Here is a 14213-nt window from a genome sequence, read left to right on the forward strand (position 1 = left end):
CTCCTGGAAGTCTATGGTCGCCTGCAGGTTGTCGGCTGAAGGGGCTGGACGGCTAAAGCGCCAGGCCGGCCGACGATATCCTGCTCCTGTCCTGTCTGTGCGCCAAGGCGCCGCTGGCTGGGTCCCTATCAACCAGTCTAGTTTGCTGCCTGGCCGGCGCTCAGGGTGCCAGGGGCTGCGCCAGTGGGCGCAGGGCGGGAAAATCCTCCGGGGTCAGGGTTTCCCTTTCCAGGAGCAGGCTGGCGCCGCGCTCGAGGTCGTCGCGGCGTGTCTCCAGCAGGCGCTTGGCGCGAGCGTAGGCCTCGTCGATCAGGCCCTTGATGCACAGGTCGACCTCGCGCGCGGTTTCCTCGGAATAGTCCTTCTCGCGCAGGCTGATCGCCTGATCGCCCAGGTAGCTGGAACTCTGTTTCTCCAGCACCGCCTGGCCGACCTTGCTCATGCCGAAGCGGGTGACGATCTGCCGGGCGATGTCGGTGACCTTGGCCAGGTCATCGGCGGCGCCGGTAGAGATCTCACCGAAGATCAGCTCCTCGGCAGCGCGGCCGGCCAACAGCACGGTCATGCGGTTCTTGAGTTCCGGCAGGGTGATCAGGAAGCGGTCTTCGGTGGGGCGCTGCAGGGTATAGCCGAGGGCGCCGACCGAGCGGGGGATGATCGAGACCTTGTGCACCGGGTCCATGCCGGCCAGGCTGGACGCGGCCAGGGCGTGGCCCATCTCGTGGTGCGCCACCACCTGGCGCTCGTGGGGCAGCAGCAGGCGGCCTTGCCGCTCGCTGCCGACCACGATGCGCTCCACCGCGTTGGTGAAGTCGGCCATGCCGACGGTCTCGGCGCCGCGGCGGGTGGCGAGAATCGCCGCCTCGTTGACCAGGTTGGCCAGGTCGGCGCCGGAAAAGCCGGTGGTGATGCCGGCGACCTTGTCGAGATCGAGGTCGGCGCTGGCCTGGATGCGCTTGACGTGGACCTTGAGGATGGCGGTCCGGCCATTGCGGTCCGGCCGGTCGATGACGATCTGGCGGTCGAAGCGACCGGCCCGCAGCAGGGCCGGGTCGAGCACTTCCGGGCGGTTGGTGGCGGCCAGCAGCACCACGCCCTCACGGGTGTCGAAGCCGTCCAGTTCGGCCAGCAGCTGATTGAGGGTCTGCTCCTTTTCGTCGTTGCCGCCATAGGCGCCCACCCCGCGCATCTTGCCCAGGGCGTCCAGTTCGTCGATGAAGATGATGCAGGGCGCGGACTTGCGCGCCTGCTCGAACAGGTCGCGGACTCGGGCGGCGCCGACGCCGACGAACATCTCGACGAACTCCGAGCCGGAGATGGAGAAGAATGGCACGTTGGCCTCGCCGGCCACCGCCTTGGCCACCAGGGTCTTGCCCGTGCCCGGCGGGCCGACCAGCAGGATGCCCTTGGGAATGCGTGCGCCGAGCCGGTTGTACCTGGGCTGGTCCTTGAGGAAGGACACCACTTCCTGCAGTTCGGCCTTGGCGTCGTCGATGCCGGCGACGTCGTTGAAGGTCACCCCGGTATCGTGCTGGACGAAGACCTTGGCCTTGGACTTGCCGACGCTGACCATGCCGCCCAGGCCCTGGCCACCCATCATGCGGCGCAGCATCAGGCTCCAGAAGGCGAAGATCAGCAGAAACGGCAGCAGCCAGCCCAGCAGGTTGGTGAACAGGCCGCCCTGGCGGGTACCACTGAAGCTGACCTGCGAGGCGTCCAGCGCCTCGGCCAGCTCCGGCTCGACCCGAATGGTGGTGAACTGGGTGCGGTTGTTGATCGGCTCCTTGAGCGTACCGCTGATCTGCTGTTGCTCGATGCGCAGGTCGCTGACCTTCTGCTCCTTGAGCAGCCGCATGAACTCGCTGTAGGGCAGCTGTTCTACGGCGGTACGCGAGGCCCACCAGTCCTGCGCGACCAGCAACAGGCTGAAGGCAACCAGGAAGTACCAGAGAGACCACTGCTGATGCTTTTCCAAGGGCCTGTCCTCGTTGCCGGCCGTTGCAGTTCTAACTCGAACGCCGGCGGCTGGCATTGATACCGATCAACCCACAGGCTTCGGCCGGGCGCTGGGGCGGGAGCGGCCGCTAAACTCAAAGGATAGAGCAGGATGGAGAACCACCATGGCGATTCGTGACGGTTTTATCGGCACCATTGGCGACACGCCGCTGATCCGACTCGGCAAGCTCAGTGCCGAGTGCGACTGCGAAATCCTCGCCAAGGCCGAGTTTCTCAATCCCGGCGGTTCGGTCAAGGACCGCACGGCCCTGGGCATCATTCTCGACGCCGAGCGCAATGGCCGCCTGGCGCCGGGCGGCACCGTGGTGGAGGGCACTGCCGGCAATACCGGTATCGGCCTGGCGCATATCTGCGCGGCGCGCGGCTACCGCTGCATCATCGTGATCCCGGACAACCAGTCCCGGGAGAAGCTCGAACTGCTGCGCCAGCTCGGCGCACAGGTGCGTGCGGTGCCGCCCAAGCCCTACAGCGACCCGGACAACTATCAGAAGGTCGCCGCGCGCCTGGCCGCGTCGATACCCGGCGCCGTGTGGGCCAACCAGTTCGACAATACGGCCAATCGCGAGATTCACTACCGCACCACCGGCCCGGAAATCTGGCGCGACACCGAGGGCCGGGTGGATGCCTTCGTCTGTGCCACCGGCACCGGCGGTACTCTGGCCGGCGTGGCGCGCTATCTCAAGGAGCGCAAGCCCGAGGTGCGTATCGTCCTGGCCGACCCGATGGGCAGCGCGCTTTACCATTGGGTGTTGGAGGGCGAGTTGTGCGCCGAGGGCAGTTCGATCACCGAAGGCATCGGCACCAGCCGGGTCACCGCCAACCTGGAGGGCACGCCGATTGATTCGGCCCTGCGCGTGGACGACCAGCAATGCCTGGACATGATCTACCGGTTGTTGCGCGAGGAAGGCCTGTTCGTCGGCGGTTCCAGCGGCATCAACCTGGTCGCTGCGCTGCAGTTGGCCCGCGAGATGGGCCCGGGACACTGCATCGTGACCCTGCTCTGCGACCGTGGCGGCTTGTACGCCGGGCGCCTGTTCAATCCTGACTGGCTGCGTGAGGCGGGCCTGCGGGTACCGGTGTGAGGGCCACGGGCGCCGGCGGGTCGAGCAATGGCTTCAGCACGGCGTGCATGTTGCGCCAGTGACTGCCCTGCCAGAACAGTCGATCGCAGCGTTCGCAGCGCATGAACTGCTGGTAGCTGCAGCCGATGCGGGAGGGCAGGCGTTCCCGGGCTTCCTCCAGCTCCACCGGCTGCAGCGGTACGTTGCAGTGCAGGCAGAGACTGAATGGGCGCGCGCTGCCTGCCAGGTCGAGGCGCTGAAACAACTCGCGCAGCTGCTGCTCCGACTTGAGGGCGCGCACATAGCAGCCATGGTCGATCACCCGTCGCTTGAGCAGTTCGCGGTCGCGGGTCAGGACGATGCGGCCCTGCTGCGCGGCGATGGCGGCGATCTCCTGATCGTCCAGGGTCTTGGCGTAGAGGGTGTCGAAGCCGCACATGCGCAGCAGCCGGGCCAGGCCGCCGAGGTGGGCGTCGGCGATGAAGCGCAGGGTGCGCAGCGGTCGTTCGCGCACCTTGAGCAGGCTGCTGATGTCCAGGCTCTCGAACTTGGGATAGACCGCCACCCGGTCGTCCTCGGCCAGCAGCCGATCGAAGCCGACCGACTCGCCGTTGACCAGCAGCAACTCGACCTCGGTGTGGGGCACTCCGAGCGCTTCGATCATGTGCTTGGTGGTGGCGGCCTGGGCGCATTCGCAGGAGAAGGCCCGCTGCCGCCGCTCGGTGGGCAGGAAATCGTTGAGTTCCTGATAGAAGCGAAAAGTGGCCCGGACCATGTGTCAAGTCTAGCCGACTCAGCGGGCGCGGAAGTTCTTCAGCTGCCAGGGGTCGTCCAGGTCGAGGTCCTCGGGAAACAGGCCGCGGCGGGCCTTCAGCGGTGTCCAGTCGCTGTAGACCCCGCTGACTTCGCCCAGGTAGGGCAGGCACAGCGGCAGGATCTGGTCATGGGGAATCTCGTCCGGCTCGACGATGCCGCAGTCGGGGTGCCGTATGGCCCAGACCACCCCGGCCATCACCGCCGCGGTGACCTGCAGGCTGGTGGCATTGTTCTGCGGGCAGAGTGCTCGCGCCTGTTGGATCGACAGGCGCGAGCCATACCAGTAGGTCCCGCGGGGGTGGCCCATGAGCAGCACGCCGAGCGCGTCGACGCCGTCGACGATGTCGTTCTCCAGCAGACGCTGGCGGCGTTGCGGCCGCCAGTTGCACCCCGCCAGCTCGTGCAGCGACAGCACCGCCGCATCGCAGGGATGGTAGGCGTAGAGCACCGTCGGGCGATAGTCGGGGGCATCGGTATGGCCCAGGGTGAAGTAGTCGGCGATTGAGATCGATTCGCTATGGGTGACGAGAAAGCCCAGTTGCGCGCCGCCCACCGGCGTCCAGCTGTGCACCCGGGTGGCTGCCCCGGGCCGGGTCAGGTAGATGGCCGCCTGGCAACCGAAGGCATGACGGCAGCCATCGTCGGGCATCTCCCGTTCATGGCTGCCCCAGCCCAGTTCGGCTGGCTGGCAGGCCTCGCTGAGGAAGCCGGGTACCGACCAGGTGTTGACGAACTCGCCCATGGCCTTGGGCGCCAGGGCATATTGCGAGTCGCGTTCGGCGATATGGATGCTGCGGATACCCAGGGTCCGCGCCAGCTTGGCCCAGTCTTGTCGCGTGGCGGGCACCGGCACATCGCGCTCACCGTCAGCGGCCAGCTCGAGCAGCGCCTGCTTGAGCAGGTGGGAGATCAGCCCTGGGTTGGCCCCATGGGTAACGACCGCCGTTGGACCTGGCGCGGCTGGCCTGCGCAGGGCCAGCACCGCTTCGCGCAGGGCATAGTTGGAACGCTCGGAGAGCGACAGGTGGGGATCGTCATAGCCGCCAGGCCAGGGCTCGATGCAGGTGTCCAGGTAGAGCGCGCCGCGCTCGCGACACAACTGGATCAGCGCCAGGCTGGAGACATCGACCGACAGGTTGAGCAGGAAGTCGCCCGCAGCCAGTCGTTCGCCGAGGACCTGCCGGTAGTTGTGGGGCGTCAGTTCGACATGGAGCAGCGCGATGCCGTGCTTGCGGGCCAAATGCTCGCCCCAGTGATCGGGACTGATGATCAGCACTTGCCGGGGCTTGAGATCGAGGTGGCGCAGCAGCAACGGCAGAACGCCCTGACCGATGCAGCCGAAGCCCAGCATGACCAGGCGTGCGCTGAAACGTTGGGGCTTGGCGGCCTTGCCCATGCTGTTCCTCCGCAAATGGCCCGGCCCTGTCGAGGGAAGCGCGAGCGGCGGATGTGGCGCTGCGCGTTGAACCCGCCGCCGCGGCTGTTCAAGGTTTTTTCGGCTCACGCCACTTGAACCTCGACAGACGGGTCAGTTCGTCGATGCTCAGGAGCTTGTGGTGGCGCTCGCCGCGGATGATCCAGGTCGGGTAGCTGTTGATCTGGGCGCTGAGGCAGGCCGGAGCCAGCAGGCCGTTGCGGCCGTTGGGGGTGCACTCGATGTAGGGCAGACGCTTGGCGGAGCTGCCGAACAGGTGCTTCTGCTCCTGGCAGGTGCCACACCAGTAGGCGCCATAGAACCTCGCGCCGCTGTCGCGCAGGTGGCTGGCCAGGGCCTGCAACCGCGGGCTCTCGCGGGGGGCGAACATGTCGCTGTAGTAGAGGTGCAGTGCACCCAGGGCGATGGCGGCGGCGACGGTGCTATTGATCAACCAGGGTTGCCAGCCGATGCCTGGCGCGGACTTGGGGCGTATGAGTGTCACCCGGACGAAGATCGCCGCCAGCAGTGCCAGGGACAGCAGGCACCAGGCACAGAACGCTTCGAGTTCTATCCAGCTGACCAGGGTCAGGTAGAGGCTGATGCACAGGCCGAAGAAGGCGGACAACCAGAGTCGCCGCCAGCGCAGCAGGCGTGCCGGCAGGCGCCAGGCGTTGTAGGCCAGCAGGGCGTAGAGGGCGAAGCCCCAGAGCGCCAGCGGCAGCCCCAGGACCCTCGACCAGCGGCTGTGCTGGATCAGCTCGCAGTCCGAACCCTCGGCGCAGAACGCCGGGATACCTTCGCGCCAGGCGACGAAGCTCAGGTAGCCGGTCACCAGCAGGCCCAGGGCCGCCAGCCCCAGTACCAGCCATTCGGGCTCGCGCACGCGGCTTTTCTTCAGGCTGCTCTGGGTAGGAACCGTTGCTCGACTGCTGCTCATGGCGGTAGGCCCTCGGCTTCGATGGCGCCCGATCAGTCATCGCCTGCACCGGGCAAAAGGACGCAGGCGCCTGTACTGATCATCCGACTACAGTCTAGAAACTAGCAGTAAAACGCCGGTTCGGCAGAAACCTAGAAGTGGATTTCGGCGTTCTTCAGGCCGAGCTCGCGGAGTGTTTCGATCAGTGTGTCGAGGTGGGCGAAGGACTCGACCTCCTCACGCTCGTCCACCAGAAAGTAGCTTCTGCCGGCCTCCTTCTTGAAGAACACGATCCACTCTTTGGTATCGGTCGGGTTCGCGATCACGTGGGTATCGAAGATGGCGCCTTCGGCCTGCTTGGCTTTGATGTCGTTACGGTTCACTCGCTTTACCCCTGCGGAGCGCCTGTGCAGGGGTAGCCCCTGTACGCAGGCAGGTCGATGTTTTGCTGCTGACAGGGTCAAAGGTTAACATCTGATGATAATACTACGCACATATGACCTGCACAGGAGCACGTCATGATCGCCATCCGTGAAGCCTGGAGAGCCGGTCTGCTGGGGCGTGCCCATTGGTGGCGCAACCTGCTCGCCGGGGTGATCGTCGGGGTCGTGGCACTGCCGTTGGCGATGGCCTTTGCGATCGCCTCGGGCGTCAAGCCGGAGCAGGGGATCTACACCGCCATCGTGGGTGGCCTGCTGGTTTCGCTGTTTGGCGGTAGTCGTCTGCAAATCGCCGGGCCAACCGGGGCGTTCATCGTCATTCTCGCCGGGGTGACGGCCCAGTACGGTGTGGACGGCCTGCAGCTGGCGACCATGATGGCCGGCGTCATCTTGCTGCTGCTGGGTGTCACCCGCCTCGGCGCGGTGATCAAGTTCATCCCCGACCCGGTGATCGTCGGTTTCACCGCCGGGATAGGGGTGATCATCTGGGTCAGCCAGTGGCAGGATTTCTTCGGCCTGCCGGCGGTCAAGGCCGGGCATTTCCATGAGAAGCTCTGGCAGCTGCTCAAGGCGCTGCCGCACTTGCACCTGGCGACCACCCTGCTGGCACTGGCCAGCCTGGCCGTGCTGATCGTCGCCCCGCGTCTGGTCTGGCTCAGACGCGTACCGGGACCACTGCTGGCGATGGTGGCGATTACCCTGATCCAGTCGCTGTTCCAGTTCGAAGGGGTGGCCACCATCGGCAGCGCCTTTGGCGGCATACCTCAGGGGTTGCCGGCACTGGGGTTCCCGGAAGTCAGTCTGCCGCGGGTGCTCGAGCTGATCGGCCCGGCGTTCGCCATCGCCATGCTCGGGGCCATCGAGTCGCTGCTCTCGGCAGTGGTCGCCGATGGCATGGCCGGGACCAAGCACGACTCCAATCAGGAACTGATCGGCCAGGGCATCGCCAATCTGGTGACCCCGCTGTTCGGCGGCTTTGCCGCGACCGGCGCGATTGCGCGCACGGCCACCAATATCCGCAATGGTGGCAGCGGCCCGCTGGCCGGAATCGTCCATGCGCTGACCCTGGTGCTGATCCTCCTGTTCTTCGCGCCGCTGGCGGCGAACATTCCCCTGTGCGCGCTGGCGGCAATCCTGTTCGTGGTCGCCTATAACATGAGTGAGCTGCAGCACTTCACGCGCATGCTGCGGCGGGCTCCGCGGGCCGACGTGGCGATTTTGTTGATCACCTTCGGCCTGACGGTCTTCAGCGATCTGGTGATCGCGGTGAACATCGGGGTGATTCTGGCCATGCTGCAGTTCATGCGGCGCATGGCCGCTTCGGTGGAGGTGCAACAGCTTGTCGAGCAGGAGTTGCTGGGCGAGTTGCGGCTCGGCGGCCACAGCCAGCTACCTCCAGGTGTGCTGGTGTACACCATCGAAGGCCCCTTGTTCTTTGCCGCCGCCGAGACCTTCGAGCGCGTCCTGGGGCAAACGCAAAGCGACCCGCAGGTGCTGGTGATTCGCCTGAAACGCGTGCCTTTCATGGATATCACCGGGTTGCAGACGCTGGAAGAAGTCATCCAGCAGCTGCACAAGCGCAACATCGTGGTCAAACTCTGTGAAGCCAACGACAAGGTTCTGGGCAAGCTGCGTCGGGCCGGCATCCTGCAGGCCTTGGGGCAGGGGCATTATCACGGGGAGTTTCAGGCCGCGCTGAGGGCCGCCGACGAACTGCAGGGCGATTGATCGGACAGGCTCACGGCCTGCTGCTTGGGGCCATGGGATTCTTGGTCGAATAACTGACACCGTGGCTGTCGAGGTAGTCGCGAATCAGTTGGCGAACGACCTGTGAAGGCGTCAGGTCCTGGGCGGCGCAGAGTTCCTCGAAGGCTTTTTTCTTGACTGGATCGATGAGTACGGTGAGCCGCGCTGTCTTGCTTTCCATGGGATTGGTTTGCTTCGTGGTCGTCTAATGATAATCAAATTGTAATGCTGGCATCCGTTGCTGTCAGCGCAAGCGTTTTCTTGATCATGATGAGCGACCGTTTATCGAATTAGCCAGGTGGACCGTAACATTCACCCTGCTCGCCTCTCTAAGTTCCGTATGGGGAAATTGGAGGATACGAGGATGAAAACGTTACTCGGTAGTACAGCGCTCGGTGGCCTGCTCGTCATTGTGGCAGCCACGGCATCGGGCCAACCTCTCGGCACGCCATTCGCGGACCAAGGCTTCAGCCCCAGCATTACAGTGGCGGAAGGCGGTAGTAAGGCTCTACAGCAACACCACCGAATGTTCCGCGATGAAATAGTGCAACGTTCTGATGACAGCCAGCGCTTCACCCGGATGCTCGAAGAGCAACCGACCGCTGCCGGCCCACGGCCAGGTGCGGAGGAGCGCGAGTCGATGGATCAGCCCCAGTACCGCACACCGCTTGAGCGGGACAGGGCCGAATACGGTTGGCATTGATACAGAAGGGCTGCCGATTGCCGCGAGGCGGGCTTGGGCGTGAGGGCGGAGAGATCCGCCCTCGACCGTTGCATAAGCCGATGGGGATCAGATTGGCAAGCAAGGAGGGTGGCAGCATCGCTTGAGTTCTTGCGTCGAGTGGGGCTACCTTGGAAAGGTAGCCATGCCCCGGGCCCCGGCGATGAACAGGATTCGCTCGATTCCATAGCGCTGTCGCGCTCATGTCAGGATGATCCGCAGAGGCATAACGCGTCCAATGGAGGCCCTTGCTAGTGCGACATCATGTCTCCCGCTCCAGATACAAGGCGGCTTTGTGGCGACTGGTCGCCGTCTCGACGCTCAGCACTGGCCTGTTGTGGGGGACCGCCGAGGCCAAGATCAACTGGAGCTTCGATCAGGTCATCCGCAAGGCGGAGAAGCGCTATGGTCGCCAGGGACAGGCCAAGGAGCGCCTGCTGTCCTGGAGCGCGATGGTCGAGGATTACCGGGGTCTGTCTGAGGCCGAGAAAGTCGAGGCGGTCAATCGCTATTTCAATCGCCATGTGCAGTTCCGTGAAGACATCGCCTTGTGGAAGCAGGCCGACTACTGGGCGACGCCGGTGGAGACCCTGGTCATGGGCGCCGGCGACTGTGAAGACATCGCCCTGGCCAAATACTTCACCTTGCGTCTGCTCGATGTTGCCGAGGAAAAACTGCGTATCACCTACGCCAGGGTGCTGAACCCGCAGCAAGCGCATATGGTCATGACCTACCTGCCCGAGGCCGGCGCCGAGCCGATGGTGCTCGACAACCTCACCGAGGACATACTTCCAGCGTCTGCCCGTGACGACCTGCAACTGCTCTATGCCTTCGATGACCGAAGCATGTATGCCTTCGACGGCCGGGCCATGCGCCGCATCGGCGAGTCGCAGCAGATACCTTGCTGGCATGAACTGCTGAGCCGGCTAAGCAAGGATGGCTTCATGCCCAACCAGGGCTGATTCAGTCGTTAGTGTCCCGCTTTGGTCCGGTTGCGTCAGCATCGACGAGGTGCCTGCGGTCCGACGGCCATTACATGCCATTGGCGAAGGCCGAAATGCTCAGGTCGATGCGCTCGCGTAGCGGTTTCAGGGCCCGGGCATACTGCTCGAGGATTTCCAGGTCGTAGTCGATGCGCGCAGGCCAGCGATGACCAGCCTGCGCGGCAAGAGATGTAGCCTGGCCCAATTCAGACGCGAAACTGGTCCATCAGGCTCTGCTGGTGGTTGGCCAGGCGGTTGAGGTCCTGGCTGACCTGGGCCGACTCGTCGGCCTGGCTGGAGATCGACTCGGTGACATCACGGATCGAGGCGACGTTGCGGTTGATCTCCTCGGCCACCGAGCTCTGTTCCTCGGCCGCGCTGGCGATCTGCAGGTTCATGTCGGTGATCACCCCGACCGCCTGGCTGATGCGTTGCAAGGCGGCGACCGCCTGTTCGACCTGCTCGACGCTGCCTTGGGCCTGGCGCTGGCTGGTCTGCATGCTGCTGACCACCTCGCGGGTGCCGTGCTGCAGGCCCTCGATGACCTGACGGATCTCTTCCACCGAATCCTGGGTGCGCTTGGCCAGGTTGCGCACCTCGTCGGCGACCACGGCAAAGCCGCGTCCCGCCTCGCCGGCGCGGGCTGCCTCGATGGCCGCGTTGAGCGCCAGCAGGTTGGTCTGCTCGGCAATGGCACGGATTACCTCCAGCACCGAGCCGATCTGCTCGCTGCTGCCGGCCAGGCCCTCGACCTCCTGCATGGCCCGGTCCATCTGCCTGGCCAGTGACTCGATACTGCTGGTGGTCTGGTCGATCACCCCGAGGCCCTCGCGACTGGCCTGGTCGGCACTACGCGCCGCCTCGGCGGCCTGAGCGGCGTTGTGGGCGACGTCATGGGCGGTGGCGCTCATCTCCTGGAAGGCGGTGGCCACCTGGTCGACCTCGCGGAATTGCTGTTGCATGCCGGCGCTGGTCTGGCTGGCAATGGCCGCCGACTGGTCGGCGGTGCCGCGGGCGTCCTGCACGCTGCGTTTGACGTCGGCAATGACCGGTTGCAACTTGTCGAGCAGGCGATTGAACCAACCGGCCAGCTCGCCGAGCTCGTCGGTCTTGGCGTAGTCCAGGCGGCGGGTCAGGTCGCCTTCGCCGCTGGCGATGTCCTTGAGCATGGCGGCCACGCCGAGAATCGGTCGGGTCACCCCGCGGGCGGTCAGCCACATCAGCAGCAGGCCGGCGATCACCGCCGCCAGGCCAATCGACAGCGCCATGACGCTGTCGGCGGTGCGCCGCTGGTCGAGCTGGCTTTCCAGGGCGATGGACGGTCCCAGCAGGACTTGCTCGGGTACTTCCAGCAGCACGCTCCAGGGTTTGGCCTCGGGGATGGGCTTGAACGGCTGCAATACGCGCAGCATCTCGCCGTGTTGCAGCACCGCAGCCTCGCCACTGCCGATCAGGGGGCGCAACATGCTGGCATGCTCGGCGAAGGCCTTGTCTACCGAGCCGCTGAGCAGGCCGGCATCACGGCTGTGCCCGGCCAGCAGCGCCGCCGGGCTGAAGATGCTGACGTGCCCCGCGCCGTCGTAGAGGTCGCGGTTGGCTTGCACGCTTAGCTGCTGCAGGTTTTCCAGGCGAATGTCCACGCCCATCACGCCTATTACCTTGCCATTGAGTTCGAGCGGGAAGGCGATGCTGGTCATCAATACCTGCTGACCGGCGACTTCGTCGAAGTAGGGTTCCAGCACGCAGGCCTGGCGGCCGTCGCGTGGGCAGGTGTACCAGGCGTTGTAGGGATCGCCGCTGGGCCCGGTTTTGGTGTCGCCGAGCATCGACTCGGGCAGGGCCTCGGCCTCCAGCTCACCGGGTCTGGCCTGCGACCAGTACAGGGCGAAGCGGCCCTGCTCATTGCTGCCCAGCTCGGCCTGTTCGGTAAACAGCTCATCCTTGCCGTCCAGGGCGTTGGGCTCGAACACCAGGTACAGGCCGAGCAGCGATGGATTGGCTTCCAGGCTGCTGCGTACCTGGCGGGTCAGGTCTTCGCGCAGGTCGAAGGCGTCGAGAAAACGCTTCTCGGCCTGATCGCGCAGGAACAGGATCTGCCGGGAGAAGCCCTTGCCGTACTGGTAGGCGTCCATGAAGTAGCGCTGGATGCGGATCGCCTGCAATTCGGCGCGTGCCTGCAGGCGCAGCTTGGCGCTATCGGCCAGCATGCTGCTGCTCGAGCTGCGCACCAGCTCGGCGCTGCGGGTCGACTGGTACAGCGAGGCGCCGACCAGCAGGGTGACGATGGCCAACAGGCACAGGCCGGCGAGCAGGGTGATTTTCCACTGGATGGAAAGGCGGCTGAACAGCATGGGCGCTCCTTACTTCGATGCACGGCTAATGGTCCCTATCGGCGCGCGCCGGGATTTCTTGATGGAATTGCTCTGCCGGGGGGCGATGGCGCGAGAGCCAGGGCTCTCGAACGGCAAGTGGATGTGGATTATGCACGGGTGATCGAAATATCGCACGGGCCGGTTGTGACAGACCTGGTCCATGCGGTTGGAGATGCGCATTCTTTCTGGGCCGCGGCCCTGGCGTGGGGGCGGCCGGCAACCGCTGTTCGGAAAATTGTTTGGCAGCCAGCCGGGCTGGTTCAGCCGAGGTTGACGCTGCTGAGCATCGCCAGCAGTGGTTGCGGGTAGATGCCGAGCACGAAGGCCAGAATCGCCACCACCAGCAGCATCACCCCACCGGCCCGCTGGCCCCAGTCGAACGGCGCGTCATGCCGGCGCAGGTTGGGCTCGACCATGAACAGGGTGACCATCACCCGCAGGTAATAGAACACGCCGATCGCGCTGCCCAGCACCAGGGCGCCGAGCAGCCACCAGAGTTCGGCCTGCACGCCCACGGCGATGATGTAGAACTTGCCGATGAAACCGGCGGTCAGCGGAATCCCGGCCAGCGACAGCATCATCACGGTGAGTACCGCGGTCAGGTAGGGGCGGCGCCAGAACAGCCCGCGGTACTCGTAGAGCGCATCGCAATCGCGTCCGCTGTAGGGAGTCGACATCAGGGTGATCACGCCGAAGGCGCCGAGGGTGGTCAGCACATAGGTCGCCAGGTAGACGCTGACGGCCTCGACTGCCAGGCCCTGACTGGCCACCAGGGCAATCACCAGGTAGCCGAAGTGGGCGATCGAGGAATAGCCGAGCAGGCGCTTGAGGTTGTTCTGCAGCAGTGCCAGCAGGTTGCCGACCAGGATAGAGGCGACCGCGATGATCGCCAGCAGGTGGTGCAGCGCAGGCGTCGAGGCGGCTGGCAGGAACTGGAACAGCCGCAGCAGCACGGCAAACACCGCCACCTTGCTGGCCGTGGCGAGAAAGGCCGCCGCCGGCGCCGGCGCCCCTTCGTAGACATCCGGCGTCCACAGGTGGAACGGCACCAGCGACAGCTTGAAGGCCAGGCCAACCAGGAGCATGCCCATGCCCAGTTGAATCAGTGCAGCAGGATGCGCATCGGCCATGAATCTGTCGCCCACCCCGGCGAAGCTCAGGCTGCCCGTGTCGGCGTAGAGCAGGGCGATACCGAACAGCAGAAACGCCGAGCCGGCGACCGACAGCACCATGTGCTTGATCCCGCCTTCCAGCGAGCGCCTGTTGAAGAAGGCATAGGCCACCAGTCCGTAGGTCGGCACCGACAGCAGCTCCAGGCCGATGAACAGGCCGGCCAGGTGCTGGGTGCTGACCAACACCAGGCCGCCGGCGGTGGCCAGCAGCATCAGCAGATAGAGCTCCTCGCGGTTGCCGGGATAGCCCTTGCCTTGCTGTTCGCCGAGATAGGCGTGGGCCAGGGTCACGCAGGCGATGCTCGCCAGCAGTATCAGGGCCATGTAGAAGCAGGCGAAACGGTCCACGGTCAGCAGCGCGGTGACGCTCTGCGGCGAGCTGTGCAAGGCCGCCGGCAAGGACAGCAAGGCGGCGCCAAGGCCGAGTACCGAGAGCAGGTAACTCTGACTATGGTTGCGCTGCCAGGCGATGCCGAGCATGACCAGCACCGCCGTGGCGCAGGTCAGCAGCAGGGGTAAGAGGACGATGAAATGGTGCGCTGTCAGGTCCATA

Annotated in this window: 13 protein-coding genes; 4 read left to right on the forward strand and 9 right to left on the reverse strand. The window is 65.2% G+C overall.

Annotated features, from left to right (window positions below; all coding sequences use genetic code 11):
- Positions 1–160: 160 nt before the first annotated feature.
- Positions 161–1975 carry an ATP-dependent zinc metalloprotease FtsH gene (gene ftsH / locus AB5S05_RS16690; protein WP_369288648.1) on the reverse strand — a complete coding sequence of 605 codons (1815 nt, stop codon included), beginning with the start codon at positions 1973–1975 and terminating at the stop codon, positions 161–163.
- A gap of 145 nt (positions 1976–2120) precedes the next feature.
- Between ftsH and AB5S05_RS16695 the strand changes: the two genes are divergently transcribed.
- Entirely contained in the window at positions 2121–3098 is a 978-nt protein-coding gene (locus AB5S05_RS16695) for a cysteine synthase A (RefSeq protein WP_369288649.1), read from the forward strand.
- On the opposite strand, the gene AB5S05_RS16700 is transcribed toward AB5S05_RS16695, so the two are convergent.
- From AB5S05_RS16700 to AB5S05_RS16715, 4 genes are all read right to left on the reverse strand, one after another.
- A complete protein-coding gene (locus tag AB5S05_RS16700) occupies positions 3052–3852 on the reverse strand; it encodes a Mut7-C RNAse domain-containing protein (RefSeq protein WP_369288650.1) in 801 nt (266 codons plus the stop codon). The genes AB5S05_RS16695 and AB5S05_RS16700 overlap by 47 nt on opposite strands.
- Before the next feature lie 18 nt (positions 3853–3870).
- The gene (locus AB5S05_RS16705; protein ID WP_369288651.1) at positions 3871–5289 is read right to left on the reverse strand and encodes a homospermidine synthase; all 1419 of its coding nucleotides are present in this window, start codon (positions 5287–5289) and stop codon (positions 3871–3873) included.
- Between the two features lie 88 nt (positions 5290–5377).
- A complete protein-coding gene (locus AB5S05_RS16710) occupies positions 5378–6247 on the reverse strand; it encodes a vitamin K epoxide reductase family protein (protein WP_369288652.1) in 870 nt (289 codons plus the stop codon).
- A gap of 131 nt (positions 6248–6378) precedes the next feature.
- Entirely contained in the window at positions 6379–6609 is a 231-nt protein-coding gene (locus tag AB5S05_RS16715; RefSeq protein WP_369288653.1) for a hypothetical protein, read from the reverse strand.
- Positions 6610–6744: 135 nt separating this feature from the next.
- On the opposite strand from AB5S05_RS16715, the gene AB5S05_RS16720 reads away from it, so the two are divergent.
- A complete protein-coding gene (locus AB5S05_RS16720) occupies positions 6745–8394 on the forward strand; it encodes a SulP family inorganic anion transporter (protein WP_369288654.1) in 1650 nt (549 codons plus the stop codon).
- Positions 8395–8404: 10 nt separating this feature from the next.
- On the opposite strand, the gene AB5S05_RS16725 is transcribed toward AB5S05_RS16720, so the two are convergent.
- Entirely contained in the window at positions 8405–8593 is a 189-nt protein-coding gene (locus AB5S05_RS16725; protein ID WP_369288655.1) for a ribbon-helix-helix protein, read from the reverse strand.
- A gap of 183 nt (positions 8594–8776) precedes the next feature.
- Here AB5S05_RS16725 and AB5S05_RS16730 point away from each other — a divergent pair, with 183 nt between their 5' ends.
- Both AB5S05_RS16730 and AB5S05_RS16735 read left to right on the forward strand, forming a co-directional pair.
- Positions 8777–9115 carry a hypothetical protein gene (locus AB5S05_RS16730; RefSeq protein WP_369288656.1) on the forward strand — a complete coding sequence of 113 codons (339 nt, stop codon included), beginning with the start codon at positions 8777–8779 and terminating at the stop codon, positions 9113–9115.
- 311 nt (positions 9116–9426) lie between these two features.
- A complete protein-coding gene (locus AB5S05_RS16735) occupies positions 9427–10095 on the forward strand; it encodes a transglutaminase-like cysteine peptidase (protein ID WP_369288657.1) in 669 nt (222 codons plus the stop codon).
- 70 nt (positions 10096–10165) lie between these two features.
- On the opposite strand, the gene AB5S05_RS16740 is transcribed toward AB5S05_RS16735, so the two are convergent.
- The 3 genes from AB5S05_RS16740 to nuoN form a co-directional block, all read right to left on the reverse strand.
- On the reverse strand, positions 10166–10321 hold the full coding sequence (locus AB5S05_RS16740) for a hypothetical protein (protein WP_369288658.1): 156 nt from the start codon (positions 10319–10321) through the stop codon (positions 10166–10168).
- A 1-nt stretch (position 10322) separates the two neighbouring features.
- A complete protein-coding gene (locus AB5S05_RS22310; protein WP_369288659.1) occupies positions 10323–12467 on the reverse strand; it encodes a methyl-accepting chemotaxis protein in 2145 nt (714 codons plus the stop codon).
- A gap of 281 nt (positions 12468–12748) precedes the next feature.
- A complete protein-coding gene (nuoN, locus tag AB5S05_RS16750) occupies positions 12749–14212 on the reverse strand; it encodes an NADH-quinone oxidoreductase subunit NuoN (protein ID WP_369288660.1) in 1464 nt (487 codons plus the stop codon).
- Position 14213 lies beyond the last annotated feature (1 nt).

It is taken from the genome of Pseudomonas zhanjiangensis, assembly GCF_041027545.1.
Classification (GTDB): Bacteria; Pseudomonadota; Gammaproteobacteria; order Pseudomonadales; family Pseudomonadaceae; genus Aquipseudomonas; species Aquipseudomonas zhanjiangensis.